Genomic DNA, 16,072 nt, shown 5'->3' with positions numbered 1-16,072 from the left:
TCGATATTGCAAGAAGCCGGCTAATGTGGATAATGCACCATATCCAAATGTTAAAATTTTTGCTACCCATAATAAAACCATACTTCAACACCCCATTTTTTATATTTTAAGTTCATTAAAATATGTGGGGTTAACCCCCTGTCAATTATTTTTTTGGAGGTTAAAAAATGCGAATTGGAGAGTTTATTGCTTTTTTGAATACAACAAAGGATACTGTGAGACATTATGAAGAATTAAATTTACTGACCCCAAAATGGAAAGGAAATAGGAAAGATTATGGAGAAAAAGATATTCAAGATTATCAAGTTATTATAGAGTTTAAAGAATTAGGGCTATGTCTTAAAGAAATTCAATTATTATTCAAATTGAAACATGCATACGGATGTGGTGATTCGCAGTTCATACATGAAGTTGTCGTACAGCTAACAAACCATTTAGAAGTACTTCGTCAGGAAGAAGAAGAAATTAAAAATAAAAGAATTCAGCTCGAAAAACAATTAGATGAAATAAAGGGATTATTATAAAGGAATCATGATAAACATTACAATTAGTATTAACAAAAGACCCTTCGTTTCTTTATAACCGAGAACAACATTTAAATAAGATGGCATATACGATAACAACATGTAATCCACAACATTAAAAAATAAAACTAAAACCATCCCTTTAAGCAACTGTGGCCAATGAAAAGCAAAAACTTTTTTTATTAACCCTTTTTCATTCTCTTTATGGTTCTCTTCATTCATTGCCTCGAAAACAGGAGTTTCCTCCAAATTATTTCTCAAATAAAGACCAATAAGACCAATTGGTGCAGCAATGAAAAACGGAATTCGCCATCCCCAATCCAGCATTTTGTCTGGTCCAAGCATAAAACTTAGAATCGTCACAATGCCCGATCCAGCAATATATCCCACTAACGTTCCCACTTCTAACCCACTTGATAAAAAACCTCTTTTCTATTAATTTCAATCCACGCATCCATGTAGGATGCGACATCTTTATTACTAACAACCATTGCCCTAACATGGATTTCAATCCACGCATCCATGTAGGATGCGACCGGTGTTCCTGGCTCAATAATTTGACCTTCTGCAGATTTCAATCCACGCATCTATGTAGGATGCGACATGGACACCTTCTTTACATTAAAAATCATCTTTTTAATTTCAATCCACGCATCCATGTAGGATGCGACGTTTGTTGGTACAAAGATAAGGATGGAGATATTGATTTCAATCCACGCATCCATGTAGGATGCGACGCATTTGAATCAAACAGCTATAAAACTAGTTTTAATTTCAATCCACGCATCCATGTAGGATGCGACATTTTTTGAGAGTAATAAATTTTATAAGTTTGTGAAATTTCAATCCACGCATCCATGTAGGATGCGACTTCGCAAACATGGCAATATTGATACTTTCTTAGTTATTTCAATCCACGCATCCATGTAGGATGCGACGCCAAAGAAAGAAAAAACTTCCTATAAAAGTTTGAATATTTCAATCCACGCATCCATGTAGGATGCGACAACATTGTTTCGTTTGGAAGTAATACCGTTGTTGATTTCAATCCACGCATCCATGTAGGATGCGACGAACTTTCGCTTGTTTCGCTTTACTCCCCGTTAGTTATTTCAATCCACGCATCCATGTAGGATGCGACTCGCCCCAATCGTCTGCTTCGCCTTCCATGCGGTATTTCAATCCACGCATCCATGTAGGATGCGACGCGTGAAGGATGGAAACGAAGTAGGTCAACTGAAATTTCAATCCACGCATCCATGTAGGATGCGACTAAATTGTCCGTCTTAATTTATATAAAAGGGGAGAGATTTCAATCCACGCATCCATGTAGGATGCGACTATATCTAGCCAAGCTATCTACATCAAGGTTTGAATTTCAATCCACGCATCCATGTAGGATGCGACGAGGATCCAAATAAGTGACAGAAAAAAAGACAGGTATTTCAATCCACGCATCCATGTAGGATGCGACAACATATCAAAGTACATATTTAATAGTTTGTTGATTTCAATCCACGCATCCATGTAGGATGCGACTGTGAGTTATGTTTGAGGTTCCATCAAGAATAAATTTCAATCCACGCATCCATGTAGGATGCGACTTATCAACTAAACAATTCATCTATATCATAATAATTTCAATCCACGCATCCATGTAGGATGCGACCAAGTTGACTTGGAGTTTTTAACCAGCATTGACAATTTCAATCCACGCATCCATGTAGGATGCGACGTTAAACGGAGAATTAGAGCAAAGTCGTAGAACAATTTCAATCCACGCATCCATGTAGGATGCGACGTAGTGGTTCAAGGGTTGGTTAATCGTCGAAAAGCAATTTCAATCCACGCATCCATGTAGGATGCGACGTCACACTGGATAAGATAAAGAAATAGTCCATTTTTTATTTCAATCCACGCATCCATGTAGGATGCGACTCATTCCATTTGACATTAAGAATTTCGTTTAGTCTATTTCAATCCACGCATCCATGTAGGATGCGACAAGGATATACGACTTTGATTTCCCATAGTACGTGAATTTCAATCCACGCATCCATGTAGGATGCGACGGGGCGGAAAATGCTTGTCAAGGTATGGCTTATGTATTTCAATCCACGCATCCATGTAGGATGCGACATGAATAATCAGGAGAGGCAGCTGCTAATGGATTATTTCAATCCACGCATCCATGTAGGATGCGACGCATTCACATCATTGTCTTTACAGTGTTTAGACAATTTCAATCCACGCATCCATGTAGGATGCGACTGATGGAAGTTTTTGAAATAAAAACACAAAAAGATTTCAATCCACGCATCCATGTAGGATGCGACTTAGATCGGAATGAAATAAATGAAGCTATTACCATTTCAATCCACGCATCCATGTAGGATGCGACAAAATCGGCTAAATGCAGATGTAATTCGTTTGATATTTCAATCCACGCATCCATGTAGGATGCGACGCCAATCATCGTCAACCGACTTATACGGAATATGATATTTCAATCCACGCATCCATGTAGGATGCGACAAGACTTCTTCGCGTCCCTGACACGCAATGGAAATTTCAATCCACGCATCCATGTAGGATGCGACGCTATACGATACCTCGTGTGTCATCATAATTGAAATTTCAATCCACGCATCCATGTAGGATGCGACGACGTACCGTTAACACCCCGCGTAGTATTAGCGCATTTCAATCCACGCATCCATGTAGGATGCGACAGCGAATTTTGATCAAAATAACCTTTATTTTCGTAATTTTGATTAAAAAACACCATTTTCTTTAAATATTTTTAAAGAACATTTAAATAACTGTATAAATTAGCAAATTATTATTAGGGAAATTGGTGCGAATGAACCCAATCTTTTATGTGTACTATACATTCGCACTAAATAATTAACGGGCCCTCTAAATCAATTGATTCTTTCACTCCGATATGTTCTACCTTGTTTTTATAATTATTGCCTAACTGATAAAATCTAAGACTGTCTTGCTGTTTATCAATAATTTCGGCAAGTTCTATTTTTAAGGAAGCAAATTGAGTAGCATCTACAATACATTCGAACACTGAGTTTTGAACTCTTTGACCATAGTTTTGACAAACCTTTGAAACCTTTCTTAGTCTTTTTTGACCAGAATTATTAACTGTGCTTACATCGTAAGTAATTAATATCAACAAAGGATACACCTACTTCCACAAAAATGGCGGATATTCATCTATATCATGACGTAAATAACGTGCTAATAATAGAGCTTGAACATGAGGTACTAATCCCCAAGGTATTTTTTCTCCTAAGAATGGATGCGTTATTTTTTCTTGCTTTTTTGTTTGCCATGCAGTTAAAAACTTTTTCCTAGCTTCATCAGTCATAATAACTGCACCATTTTCCTTTTTTAGAAAATCTTCTTTGTTGACAATCTTTTTATTAATCAACGATAAAACAAACCTATCGGCAAAAACACCCCTCAGCTCTTCTATTACATCTAACGCTAAAGATACTCTTCCAGGTCGGTCTCGATGTAAAAACCCAACATATGCATCGAGACCAACCCCTTCTAATGCTGATGCCATATCATTAGCTAACAAAGTGTAAGCAAAAGATAGCATAGCGTTCACATTATCTAAAGGTGGTCTTCGAGAACGAGTGTTAAAATAAAAATTTTCTTTTTGTTGTAGTATCATTTGATTAAACAATCTATTGTAGCTTATTGCAGCTTGACCTTCTAACCCTCTTAACCTTTCTAGGTCCTCACATTCCCTTATTTCAAGTATGATAGAAGATAAATGTTGAGAAATGTCTTTAAACCTTACTACATCTATTCGTAAAGGGTAATCTCTTGTCATTCTTTCAATAATCCATTTATTATTGTAAACCTTACCAATAATAAAATTACGGGCAATTTTTGCTGACAACAATTCATCATCTGATATCCGATATTGTTTTTTCCTTAGAACGACATTTCCCCGACTTTTTCCAATAACTCTAGCACGGAATCGTCCATTTACGGTTAAGAAAACTAACGAAATATTATTATCTGCACAATATCCCATCAACGCTGGGCTAGCACCAGTATATCCAAAAGAAACGATTGATTCTAAATTATGGAGAGGCAATCTCCCTAGTTTTTCTTGTTCCTTAAGAAGGATAATATTTTCACCCTCTAGCGATAAATAAACGTCTGGTTGTGTAATAAAAAGTGTATTCAGAAGTTTCTTCACTCATTGATCTTCCCTTCAATATAACTTTTCACAGTTCGTTTATTCATTAATTTCGGTAAACAAATATTTTGAAGGGAACAACTGTTGCAAAATAATCCTGTTTTCACCTTAGGTGTATACCTTCGTTTGTAATAATCTTGCATTTCTGCAATAATTATTCTTACTCTATTTTTATCATTTTCAGTTATAGGTACTTCCATTCTATGTTTTACTTCATTATAAAACATATAACCTGTGCTTATTTCACAAAGAAGCATTTCCTCTAAACACATTGCTTGTGCAGTTAATTGTAGTACATCCGAATCATTCATTTTTGGTTTCCCGCGTTTATATTCGATAGGGTATGCTACAAACCTTCCCTCAGCACCATTTATTTCAACACCTTTATCATCTTCAACAAATTCTACTACATCACATATACCTGTGATTCGAAGAACATTAGACTTTATAGGCATAGCTCGAACAATGAGTTTATTGCCACGCTTCTCTCTAGTAAAGGGCTTATCAGCATTTCTATGAAGATGTTGCCCTTCCACTGTTCTAACATTTTCCTCCCATTGCTGCTCTATGTGGATAAGCGCCCATTGACGTTTGCAAAATTGAAAGTGTTGAATCCCTGACAGCATAAGATAGTCTTCTTCATTAAAGTCCATTGATGACTTCAACTTCTAAATCCTCTAATTCTTTCAAAGTAATAGAATAGTCGTTAATCGTTTTGGGTTCTTCTACCATACTATTAATCTTTAATAACCTATGTATTTTAGCAGAAGAATATTGACCTAATTTTGAGTTATGCTTCCACCAATACACATTGTGTATTTCCATACTTCCATCAGGTCTAGCAGCAGACGTATCATTTTCGAATAAGGTAGCAAGTGCCTGCTTAATTTTTTCTGCATCTTCATTATTAAATCCGGTTTTTTCCGCTAATTGTGTATTGATGCTTCCATAAAATACATAAACCCCGAAGTCTACACGATGTTTCATTCCCATTGTGTCAGAGCCTTTTTCCTTTCCTGGCTCGGAATTTACACTTTTCGTAATTTGCATACTAGTAATATCAATCGGGTCGACACTAGTCGCTGTATGAATGGATACTGGTCCTCTAACACCTACAGATACACCTGACCCACCATTGCCTTTAAATGCAAATACTTGACCAAAGCTTCTAACATCGAACCACTCTTTACATGCAATTGTCGCAAACTCATCATTGGAACTATTTTTAGATTTTGATATTTTTACTAGCTCAGAATTAGCTTCAGCACGCTCTCTTAAACTTTTATAATCATCTACCGTTCTGTCATTAGATTGAACAAATATAGATTCACCCATATCCTGTAAGCGGTTTCTAATTTTACGCTTAATTGCCACATCTGAAATTTCACCGTGACCATCATAATTTTGTCTAGGACGATTACCGTTCAACGGATCCCCATTGGGATTGGCTTTGGTTACAGATAATACAACTGCAAAATCAATTTTATGATCTAAAACTGTCATGTTCGTAATCCTCCCTTTTAATTAGAGCTTTCAATCGCATCATTTTTTTCTTTTTTCTGATATAAATCATGACGTTGACTATAAAAACCTAGTAAATATTTACCTGTTAACGGTCTATTGTTAAAATCCTCCACTCGAATTCTTGAAGCTATTTCATCTATCAAACTGGATAAATAGTTTGCTTTTGCACCAAGTCTTGCCTGGTATGGTTGTAAACTATCCTGGATGGTTTTCCAAGTTCTTTCCGGATGCTTTGAAAATGAATTCATATATCGAATGGCATTACTAGAACGGGTTTCCTCTTTCCCTAATGCTCTTCTCTCCAAGACATCAGCAATCGCCAACAAACGTCCGAATAAATAATCTCGATCATTATTTTCGATGTCCAATCCCACTTTATAACCCTCCTTTTTGTTGATTAATGCACAAGTAATGCTCAATGTTTTTTCCCATTCCCATTTTTCCATTGATACAGGATTTGATGCTCGTTGAATCGCACTTCTAACAATGTCCATTGGGATATTTCTACCATCTAATACACATGGAAGCATTCTTTCCATTAATCCTTTTACTACTTTTTCACCCGCTCTTGGCCCATAAGCTGCAAATGCGATATCCTTAGTCGCTGGAGCACCAAAAAATTGAACAATCTCTCCCTCATTATTTTTACGATAACGATGAACCCAAACACATGTAGAATGCCATTGAACGAGTCTATTTAAGTAGAGTTCCTTATCCATATTTCGATAATGTAGGACTGCCAATCTACCCGTGGTTGCTGAATCCAATATTAATATATTTACTTTTGCCTTCGATGTTAAATTATTTCGGTAACCATCTAAAGACTTGGAAAATTCATTAGCAAACTCTTGGTTGGTAAACGACCTTCTGTCCTTTTTTATCACTTCATTAGAACCAAAAGGAAATGTACCATAAGCATCTTCTGTGGGACTAGGAACTTTCTGACCATCGTTTTCCCACACAAGGAATACACGCTGGTCCACTGTTTTTCCTTGACGATTAATTAGCCACTTTAAAGCATTATGAGCTTTTTGGGATACATCATAGCTAATACTTGCAACTTCATTACCTTTACTAAACCGACCCCTATATGTAAATCCGCTGGAATCATTTGCTGAGATTAATTTTGCTTTATCTGCAGCATTTCTAATTTTGTTTGCATGTTTATCAGTATTCGGTAATGTTTTTCCCGTTACATAACAAAGGTCATTGTCACTTAATAGTTCTTTATAAAATAGAATAAAAGATTCATACATATTCTTATCCTTCCAAACCTTCGATAAAATTTCGTTTGGAGAATACACATTAAATCGAATGAAAGCACCTTCTTGACCACCGTTAATAACTGAAAATATTGGCGGTTTTTCACCATACAAAGCTTCGGCATTTTTATCCCATTTCTCTATTAAATTGTCATTAGCGTCCAGCCATAAAATCTGCCTTTCTACCAGATCTTTGATCAATTGTTTTTTATTTAAATAGGTGTAAATACTTTTTAATTTCTTATTAGCATATGGTGAGTCTGCCCATTCTTTTAGTTGATGAATATAGTATGAAAAAGGCTCTTCTTTCTTTATTTTCCCACCATATGCTACAAAATCTCCCGCTACATAGCTTAATTTATCATGAAGTGGATAGGGTGCTATTTTTAAACCAGCACGATTTGCAGAATCCTCCGTACATGGAATTAATGTGCTTGCGTCATTTTTATCAACTAAGGTAGCCGAATGAAATTCTCCATCTTCGGTGATTTCTACTTCTATGTGGGCATTTTGGGTTGTATGAGAAATGGGTAGTAGTGTATATTCTTGATCATTATGCTTTTTTTCGATTCTTCCAACTCGATCCAAATTAGCTTCATATGTTTCATAGAGATTTAATAGCCAACTCATTGATTCCCCCCTCTGCTAATTTCGTATAAAGATTATTAACTGATTCCACATTTTCTTCATTGAAAGTTTTAGGCTTAAAATCCGTTATCTTTCTAATTTGTGTACACTGATCAGGTCGAATAAACTGAATGATGCCATCTTTCATCACTGGATTCCAAAGGCGCACTTCCATTTCGTTTCTACCTGTTTCATCCGGGTAGTTGATACCATGAATCATTGTGCCTAGATGGATTTCACCATAATTATCGTAAAATCCTTCACCCTCACCAAATACGCATGGTTCCACATAGCCTTGGCATTCTCGGGTACCTAGAAAGATATCTCTTCTTCCCCCTGCTTTTAGAGAACGCAAAAGAATGTTATGATGTTTGTGTTCGTTACGGTCAAAAGCCATATCTGGACGATAAGGATTAAATATAAAATGGGCGCGAACTTGGTATCTCAAATCCTTTAGATAAGTATAGTTGGCGAGTGTATTTCCTCCTCCATATTCGATTGGTCGAATACCTTTTGACTCCATTCGGATACTATTCATAATTCGCACTTCATCCACCACAATAAGCAAAGTGGGCTTCCAATAAATAGATTCAACTATTCCCTTTAAGCTTTGATATGTCGGTACTTGATACGATAACTTTTCTCCCCCCATTTTTGTAAGGGGATCTGTAAACAACGCATACTTTCCGAAAACTTCAAATTCTATTGAATTCCTCATTTATTCACCTCCTGAATTTTCTGTATATTCATTCAATTAGATTGTACTATTAATTTATTCCCTGCGCAATATATTAAATAATATATTGTATGAAAGTTCATATAACTTTTCTAATCATGGTATAATTTTATTGTCGCTTTTATAGCGTGGATTGAAAAATACATTATATTATTTAAAAACCTATCACTAGTGTTGATGGGTTTTTAAAATACGCTTACACCGAACCCACTATCCCCATCAAGGTCAAGACCAAATTCGCTATTATAAAACCCCTCTTTTAAAGCTAAAATTTTTCCATCTATGTAGTATACTAACGCTGAGTTTTTATCTAATTGATCGAGTTCATAAGTATAAAGATTAATAGTATATTGCTGTGCTTTACGTAACAGTTTTGAAAGGTCGTCAATAGTACCATCACCATTCAGTTCAGCAATGACTTCTTTTCCATCTTCATAAGGCACAATAACAGATGTAGTATTATTTTCAATAACTCGGAAGTTTTCAGCTGCTGTGTAGTAACTGTTAGCTATATATAAAGGTAGAGATTCACCTTTGTTATGGAAATATGCTTCTACGTAGCTATTATCGCTTTTTGAAGAAGACAATAATTCTGTCATTTCTTTTCTTAGCCTTGGGATAAAGTAATTTAAATCTGACTTAAGCTCGGTATAATAATTTTTAAAATACCATTCCATTGCTGACCTTGATAATAGATGACCCCCATGATTCGTTTTGTCCATATGAATATCTAAAAGAATTCTTTTAGTAATCTGCTTACCTACTTTTATTTCTTTTAGATGCTTTAAATTCTCTTCCTCATGATCAATTACATAGACATATTGCATTCTCTTTTCTCCGTGCCGATTACACCTACCCGCTGCCTGTGCAATGGAATCTAACCCTGCTAAGGAACGAATGACACATTCAAAACTAACATCAACTCCCGCCTCAATAAGTTGTGTGCTTAAGCATATGATTTTATCACCGGCGTTTAGGTGTTCTCTTATTACATCTAATATTTTATTTCTATGTGCAGCACACATGGACGTACTTAGATGAAAAACAGGTATATTATCCACTCCATCTTTTAATAGATTAAATAATTTCTTAACAACTGACTTTGTATTCAATATAACTAAAATACTTTGAACTTCTTCTAATCTTTCTTCTATAAATTCAGAAAGTATTTCATTGTTAAATGTCTCATTGGATGCTTTATCAATCACCTCTACTCTCTTAAACGCTTCTATCACATGGTCAAGATTATCAATGATCTCCCCATCTGTATTGATTTCTAATTTATGTTCAACATAATCTAGTGCTGGCTGTGTTGCCGTACAAAGAATAATGCTTGAATTACAATATGATTTTAAAAAATTGATAGATTGGTTAAATAAGGAGACAGACCGTATAGGCACTTTTTGGACCTCATCAAAAATAATTATTGAATTACTTAAGTTATGGAGCCTTCTAATATTTCTACTTCCTTTTGCATAAAAAACATTTAAAAACTGAACCATGGTTGTGAAAATTATTGGCGCACTCCAATTATCTTTTGCCAATTTTAACTTTTGACGTATACTCATAATCCCATCTTGATTCTCATCATCATCATTTACATCGTCAATAACATTTGAATGGTGTTCTAGTATATTGATATCGTCCTTCAGTATTTTTCGAATTTCTTCTGCATTTTGCTCTATAATAGTTGTATAAGGGACAACATAAATGATCCTATCTTTATTAAAAATTTTGGCATGCTTTAAGGCATATCTTAAACTAGCTAATGTTTTCCCTCCACCAGTTGGAATAGATAATGTATAGATTCCAGATAATTTCTCCGCAAACTTTTCGCACTGTTCTGACATTTCAGCTCTTAATAGATTAATTGGAGTTTTCGCCCCTATGTGTTCCCTATAAGAATCAATTTTTGACTTGAGTCTTTCGAAATAAGTTTCAAAGGGAGTTTCGTCTCTATTATTAGTTTCTCTCATTTGATTCTCTTCAAATAATCTTGTATTTGTTCGATCAGCATCAATTAAAGCACTAAAAACAAATTTAGTTAAATACATAACTTTTTCTTCAAAAGGCTTGGACTGATCTTTCTCTACATAAATCTTTAGTTCATTTTCCGCTTGATTAACATAGTCAAAAAACGATTTCTCACACATTACATTTCCAAAAAACTCGTGTCTTGTTTGAGCAAATTCATTTAACTCTTTATCCCGGACCCTAATTAAAAATTTTGATTCTAGCTCTGGATCTATAAAGTCTTGAAGGTAGGAGTGATGAGAAATAATTGCATTACCTACTATTTCAGCAAGTAATTGTTTGTAGGGATCTTTCCCCACTTCAGAATGGAAATATTCATACAGTAATTTCCCACCTGCAGTTGAATGATCTACACTTCCTCTTTTCGGAGGCGCATTAGGATTGCTTACTGCTTCTAATATATAATCTCTAAATTCATTAGTATATTTCCCTAAATCATGAAGTACCCCAGCAAGACCTGTAATGTGTTCGATATTAAGTTTTTTTCCGTAGTTTTCGGCCAATTCTTTTACTCCTACTAAATGTTCCTCCACCGTTTGAATTTTGTTGTCACTTTCACGAATGTGTGCAATATACTTCATATAATCACTCCAAATAAATGGTAATGGTTAAATAATTGCTAGTAGATGAATTCCATTGAATATTAAGATTTATTTTGCATTACTAGTAAATCTTAATATAAAAAAAAGCAGAAGTATCCTTAAAGGAATCAATCTTCTGCAATTCTTGTTGGTAGGCAATTTAAATATTTCTTAATATAGTTCGCTATTATTCAGCATAGTATAAACTCATTAATACTATAATAGTAAAATTTTCCTCAATAAATGTCAATTATACTCAAAATTTAATACTATTTTCTCATAACCTTATCTCTGAATCTTCCTTTAATCTATTTGCAAAAACGAATTAAAGAATACATTCACTGGTTATCAATAATGAAGTGGAAAAATCACTAGTTATACCACTTTTATCGACTTCTGATCTCTTCAAAAATAGGAAAGATGCTCAATCTTACTAATCTATCTGTTATCTTTGCGAAAAAGCTGTAATAATATTGTTTATAAACGAAAAAATTAACAATGAATTTCACTCTGGGAGAAATGAAGGAAATAATGTAAGGATGAGAATAAAGTAATGGAAGAACCTACTTTCTTTAAGTTACATGAAATATTAATTTTTGACCAAATTCACCCTAGTAACTTCTTAATCAAACGTTTGATTAAAATCGGAGCTAGCCCTTTTATGAAGGACTTTTCAGCACTAAATAACCAAATAATATGTCGATTTAAAAAGAGAAGTATCTTTACAATAATATTAATATCACTTCTAAGCTGGAGCTAATTCAGTGGTAAAATACGGAAAGTTATTTGAGGCATTTTTATTGAGGTATGTTAGATAATTTTATGCTTGGATTTTTCATTTCACCCAATGGACGTTTTTTCGATTTTGTTTAATTCCATCTATCCCAACAATTGCATCTTCTTCATTGACCTGAAAAACTAGGATCAATTATCTTAAACCCTAACTCTTACAGACAAACAAATAATGAATGGATTACTGGGGGATTCTGGGTAATTTTGAGGCTTTACAAAGTTTTTTCACGAAGATATGCTAGTCCCGTTTCTTGATCATAAATAGCCCCATTTTTGCGATCTTCACGACTTTTTTGTACCTGACTAATAAGTTCCTCATCTTCGCTTAAAACTTCTACATCTAGATAATCATAATTTTCTTTTTCCCTTTTCGCTTCCAAATGCCCGATAAAGTCAAGAACCTTAACAACTTCCTGTTCAGATATTTGCTCAATTTTGTATTTTAATTCTTCACGGTTTACACTCATAATATACACCACCTTTCAAATATTGAAGTCATTATACCACATCATTATTCTGATTTATTAATGATTTAATTGACGTATTCTTACTTCCATTATGTGATGAAGATTTTCAAGACTCCATACAAAATTAATTTAATATTCATTATTGATTTAGAAATCCAAGAAACAGATCCCGATAAAATAATTTCACTGTGATATCATGTAAATAAAAATCAAGAATAGGTGACGATAATATGGAAGACATACTAGAAATCATCGTCCGCTCTACTGAAATTGATGTAAACGGACATGTAAACAATGCGAAGTATTTAGAATATCTTGAATGGGGTCGCGAAAATTGGTATGAGAATGCAGGATTGCCTTATGATCGATTTCTTGAAATGGGAATCCAAACCGTAACGGTCAACATCAATATTAATTACCGGAAAGAATGCAGACAGAACGACCGACTTTCGATTCATACAAAGCCTGAAAAAGTCGGTGGGAGCAGTTATGTATTACGTCAGGAAATTTTCAACCAACATGGCGAAAAATGTGCCGATGCCCTTGTAACAAGTGTAGCGATGGATGCTGCTACACGAAAAAGTCGTGATGTTCCCGATGAATTACGTTCATTATTTGTAAAGAACTAAGAGAATCTGACACCCTTTATCGCAAATACTAATGGAAGGGTGTCCATCATTTTATACAATATAAAGCAAAACAATTACAACGGAAAAAATGAACCTGATTACATGGTGTTTTATATTAACTTTTCCATAAAGATGATTTCCATTTGCGATAGCTAGTATATGCATAAGAACAAAACAAAAGATTAATAGATAAAGTAAATTTGTATTGATATTTATATAAATAGAACAAATCATAATCACTATGCCGATGATTGCCATTCCAAGTGCCGACCATTTTGGAATATTTCTTTTTCGATATTGCAAGAAGCCGGCTAATGTGGATAATGCACCATATCCAAATGTTAAAATTTTTGCTACCCATAATAAAATCATATCTCAATACCTCCTTTTAATTTCCATTAAAATATGCGGGGTTAACCCCATGTCAATCACTTTTTTAGGATGTGAAAAAAATGCGAATTGGAGAATTTATTGCTTTTTTGAATACAACAAAGGATACTGTGAGGCATTATGAAGAATTAAATTTACTAACCCCAAAATGGAAAGGAAATAGGAAAGATTATGGAGAAAAAGAAATTCAAGATTATCAAGTTATTATAGAGTTTAAAGAATTAGGGCTAAGTCTTAAAGAAATTCAATTATTATTCAAATTGAAACATGCATACGGATGTGGTGATTCGCAGTTCATACATGAAGTTGTCGTACAGCTAACAAACCATTTAGACGTACTTCGTCAGGAAGAAGAAGAAATTAAAAATAAAAGAATTCAGCTCGAAAAACAATTAGATGAAATAAAGGGATTATTATAAGTTTTGCATCATTAAAAACGGAAAAGAACAGCTGGTTGGACTTTCCGAAAGAGGTGCAGATTTCCTCTCTGAGTGTACAAACAACGGTTCTCAACTATTTTTCATCTTCCGACTCAGCCATTTTCTCTTCAATATTTACTTTTTCTTCTTTCCACCAAATTGCGTCTTGAGGATTCTCTAATATCTCTGCAACTTCATGTTTTTCTTCAACTGCTGGTGCCGATCCCCGCAACGCTTTTCCGGTGGTTTCCTTTACAAAAATCATGGTAACAATACCAATTAAACAAGCGGCCATAATATAATAAGCAGGAATCATCTTGTTATCTGTCACTTTTATAAGCCACGACAAAACCAATGGGGTTGTTCCACCAAATATAGAAACTGAAATATTAAATGTAATGGCCAATGCAACATATCTTACTTGTGTAAAAAACAAAGAAGGCAGCATGGAAGGCATTGTTGCTTCGAAGGTTGCTAATAGGATGGCTAATATCATTAGGCCTAAAAAAACCATCAAATTGCTTCCACTTTCAATCATTTTAAACGATGGAATAGACAGAAGAATTACTCCAATCAAGCCTCCTAAAATAATGCGTTTATTCCCTATCCGATCACTGAAATATCCCATGAGTAAAACAATAGGAATCATGATAAACATTACAATTAGAATTAACAAAAGACCCTTCGTTTCTTTATAACCGAGAACAACATTTAAATAAGATGGCATATACGATAACAACATGTAATCCACAACATTAAAAAATAAAACTAAAACCATCCCTTTAAGCAACTGTGGCCAATGAAAAGCAAAAACTTTTTTTATTAACCCTTTTTCATTCTCTCTGTGATTATCTTCATTCATTGCTTCAAAAACAGGAGTTTCCTCCAAATTATTTCTCAAATAAAGACCAATTAGACCTATCGGTGCGGCAATGAAAAACGGAATACGCCATCCCCAATCCAGCATTTTATCTGGTCCAAGCATAAAACTTAGAATCGTCACGATGCCCGATCCAGCAATATATCCCACTAACGTTCCCACTTCTAACCCACTTGATAAAAAGCCTCTTTTCTTATCGGGTGAAGATTCAACGATGAACGTCATGGCACCTGAATATTCACCACCTGTGGAAAATCCCTGAACCAATCTCGCTAGAAGCAAAAGAACAGGAGCCAGATTTCCAATCTTTGCATAGCTCGGTATCAAACCCATACTTAAAGTAGCAAGAGACATTAACACTAATGTAATAGTTAATATTTTTTTTCGACCCAACTTATCACCAAGCATGCCAAAAAACATCCCACCAAGAGGCCGAACGATAAACGCTACAGCAAATGTAGCAAACGAATACACTATTTGGAGTGGACCAGTCACGCCAGAAAAAAACACCTTTCCTATCGTCACAGCCAAATAAGAGTAAATTCCAAAATCAAACCACTCCATCGCATTTCCGAGGGCAGTTGCCACCACCGCTTTCTTTGCCGCATCTGCATCCACAATCGTAATATCTTCTTTTTTAAGTCTTCTTTCGGATTTTTTTCTAAATCCAGCCCATTTTTTCACATTATCAACCAATTATTTCACCCATATTCCTATTGAAAATTAAATCATAATGCTATTTTGAGCTAGCTTCATCCTTGCTATTCAGATGGGAACTTCATTATACATTTTTAGTTGGGCTAACACTTTTTCCTTATTTAATTTTTTGAAAAACCGTCAAGACAGTAAAATAATCTAAGTCTAAAAAATTGCAAATAATTCCCTTGATACTTACACACAATCAAAACCACCAGTGTGAACTGGTGGTTTGCTCTGCGGCTGAAAGCCTCTCTTACCGGCCTTGGCCTTAAAGGCC

The 16,072-nt window shown here is 34.7% G+C and carries 13 protein-coding genes, 1 pseudogene and 1 CRISPR repeat array; of the genes and pseudogenes, 3 read left to right on the top strand and 11 right to left on the bottom strand.

The window, feature by feature from the left end; all coding sequences use genetic code 11:
- Positions 1-167 precede the first annotated feature (167 nt).
- The gene (locus AC3WJF_RS21865; protein WP_492456009.1) at positions 168-524 is read left to right on the top strand and encodes a MerR family transcriptional regulator; all 357 of its coding nucleotides are present in this window, start codon (positions 168-170) and stop codon (positions 522-524) included.
- Here the strand turns inward: AC3WJF_RS21865 and AC3WJF_RS21860 are convergent.
- The 9 genes and pseudogenes from AC3WJF_RS21860 to AC3WJF_RS21820 form a co-directional block, all read right to left on the bottom strand.
- Positions 522-956, bottom strand: a pseudogene (locus AC3WJF_RS21860) (MFS transporter); the annotation flags it as partial. The gene AC3WJF_RS21865 and the pseudogene AC3WJF_RS21860 overlap by 3 nt on opposite strands.
- Positions 957-962: 6 nt before the next feature.
- A CRISPR array of direct repeats spans positions 963-3,256; the repeat unit is 32 nt; unit sequence ATTTCAATCCACGCATCCATGTAGGATGCGAC.
- 167 nt (positions 3,257-3,423) lie between these two features.
- The gene (cas2, locus tag AC3WJF_RS21855) at positions 3,424-3,714 is read right to left on the bottom strand and encodes a CRISPR-associated endonuclease Cas2 (protein WP_492456007.1); all 291 of its coding nucleotides are present in this window, start codon (positions 3,712-3,714) and stop codon (positions 3,424-3,426) included.
- A gap of 9 nt (positions 3,715-3,723) precedes the next feature.
- Positions 3,724-4,755, bottom strand: a complete 1,032-nt coding sequence (gene cas1c / locus AC3WJF_RS21850; RefSeq protein WP_492456005.1) for a type I-C CRISPR-associated endonuclease Cas1c — start codon at positions 4,753-4,755, stop codon at positions 3,724-3,726.
- Positions 4,752-5,408: a CRISPR-associated protein Cas4 gene (cas4, locus tag AC3WJF_RS21845; protein ID WP_492456011.1), complete on the bottom strand. Its 657-nt coding sequence runs from the start codon at positions 5,406-5,408 to the stop codon at positions 4,752-4,754. The genes cas1c and cas4 overlap by 4 nt, the downstream gene beginning before the upstream one ends.
- Positions 5,398-6,258: a type I-C CRISPR-associated protein Cas7/Csd2 gene (cas7c, locus tag AC3WJF_RS21840; RefSeq protein ID WP_492456003.1), complete on the bottom strand. Its 861-nt coding sequence runs from the start codon at positions 6,256-6,258 to the stop codon at positions 5,398-5,400. The genes cas4 and cas7c overlap by 11 nt, the downstream gene beginning before the upstream one ends.
- Positions 6,259-6,275: 17 nt before the next feature.
- Complete coding sequence (gene cas8c, locus AC3WJF_RS21835; protein WP_492456001.1) at positions 6,276-8,171, bottom strand: type I-C CRISPR-associated protein Cas8c/Csd1; 1,896 nt, start codon at positions 8,169-8,171, stop codon at positions 6,276-6,278.
- Positions 8,146-8,886 (bottom strand): type I-C CRISPR-associated protein Cas5c, encoded by a 741-nt coding sequence (gene cas5c, locus AC3WJF_RS21830; protein ID WP_492455999.1) that lies wholly within the window; start codon positions 8,884-8,886, stop codon positions 8,146-8,148. Before cas5c ends, cas8c begins: the two co-directional genes overlap by 26 nt.
- 203 nt (positions 8,887-9,089) lie before the next feature.
- A complete protein-coding gene (cas3, locus tag AC3WJF_RS21825; protein ID WP_492455997.1) occupies positions 9,090-11,519 on the bottom strand; it encodes a CRISPR-associated helicase Cas3' in 2,430 nt (809 codons plus the stop codon).
- A 1,004-nt stretch (positions 11,520-12,523) separates the two neighbouring features.
- Positions 12,524-12,778 carry a hypothetical protein gene (locus AC3WJF_RS21820; protein ID WP_492455995.1) on the bottom strand — a complete coding sequence of 85 codons (255 nt, stop codon included), beginning with the start codon at positions 12,776-12,778 and terminating at the stop codon, positions 12,524-12,526.
- Between the two features lie 230 nt (positions 12,779-13,008).
- Between AC3WJF_RS21820 and AC3WJF_RS21815 the strand changes: the two genes are divergently transcribed.
- On the top strand, positions 13,009-13,407 hold the full coding sequence (locus tag AC3WJF_RS21815) for an acyl-CoA thioesterase (protein WP_492455994.1): 399 nt from the start codon (positions 13,009-13,011) through the stop codon (positions 13,405-13,407).
- Positions 13,408-13,458: 51 nt separating this feature from the next.
- Here the strand turns inward: AC3WJF_RS21815 and AC3WJF_RS21810 are convergent, their stop codons facing one another.
- A complete protein-coding gene (locus tag AC3WJF_RS21810; protein ID WP_492455992.1) occupies positions 13,459-13,779 on the bottom strand; it encodes a hypothetical protein in 321 nt (106 codons plus the stop codon).
- Between the two features lie 80 nt (positions 13,780-13,859).
- On the opposite strand from AC3WJF_RS21810, the gene AC3WJF_RS21805 reads away from it, so the two are divergent.
- On the top strand, positions 13,860-14,216 hold the full coding sequence (locus tag AC3WJF_RS21805) for a MerR family transcriptional regulator (protein ID WP_492455990.1): 357 nt from the start codon (positions 13,860-13,862) through the stop codon (positions 14,214-14,216).
- A gap of 94 nt (positions 14,217-14,310) precedes the next feature.
- On the opposite strand, the gene proP is transcribed toward AC3WJF_RS21805, so the two are convergent.
- Positions 14,311-15,792, bottom strand: coding sequence for a glycine betaine/L-proline transporter ProP (proP, locus tag AC3WJF_RS21800; protein ID WP_492455988.1), 1,482 nt, complete (start codon positions 15,790-15,792; stop codon positions 14,311-14,313).
- Between the last annotated feature and the right edge of the window lie 280 nt (positions 15,793-16,072).

This window comes from Heyndrickxia sp. FW510-T9 (assembly GCF_058781025.1).
The sequence above is the reverse complement of the archived record's forward strand: the minus strand, read 5'-3'. Positions and strand labels throughout refer to the sequence as shown.

Bases quoted from the DNA above. Each gene is read 5' to 3' on its own strand.
- AC3WJF_RS21865 (WP_492456009.1), top strand. From the start codon at position 168: ATGCGAATTGGAGAGTTTATTGCTTTTTTGAATACAACAAAGGATACT.
- cas4 (WP_492456011.1), bottom strand. From the start codon at position 5,408: ATGGACTTTAATGAAGAAGACTATCTTATGCTGTCAGGGATTCAACAC.
- cas7c (WP_492456003.1), bottom strand. From the start codon at position 6,258: ATGACAGTTTTAGATCATAAAATTGATTTTGCAGTTGTATTATCTGTA.
- cas8c (WP_492456001.1), bottom strand. From the start codon at position 8,171: ATGAGTTGGCTATTAAATCTCTATGAAACATATGAAGCTAATTTGGAT.
- cas5c (WP_492455999.1), bottom strand. From the start codon at position 8,886: ATGAGGAATTCAATAGAATTTGAAGTTTTCGGAAAGTATGCGTTGTTT.
- cas3 (WP_492455997.1), bottom strand. From the start codon at position 11,519: ATGAAGTATATTGCACACATTCGTGAAAGTGACAACAAAATTCAAACG.
- AC3WJF_RS21820 (WP_492455995.1), bottom strand. From the start codon at position 12,778: ATGAGTGTAAACCGTGAAGAATTAAAATACAAAATTGAGCAAATATCT.
- AC3WJF_RS21815 (WP_492455994.1), top strand. From the start codon at position 13,009: ATGGAAGACATACTAGAAATCATCGTCCGCTCTACTGAAATTGATGTA.
- AC3WJF_RS21810 (WP_492455992.1), bottom strand. From the start codon at position 13,779: ATGATTTTATTATGGGTAGCAAAAATTTTAACATTTGGATATGGTGCA.
- AC3WJF_RS21805 (WP_492455990.1), top strand. From the start codon at position 13,860: ATGCGAATTGGAGAATTTATTGCTTTTTTGAATACAACAAAGGATACT.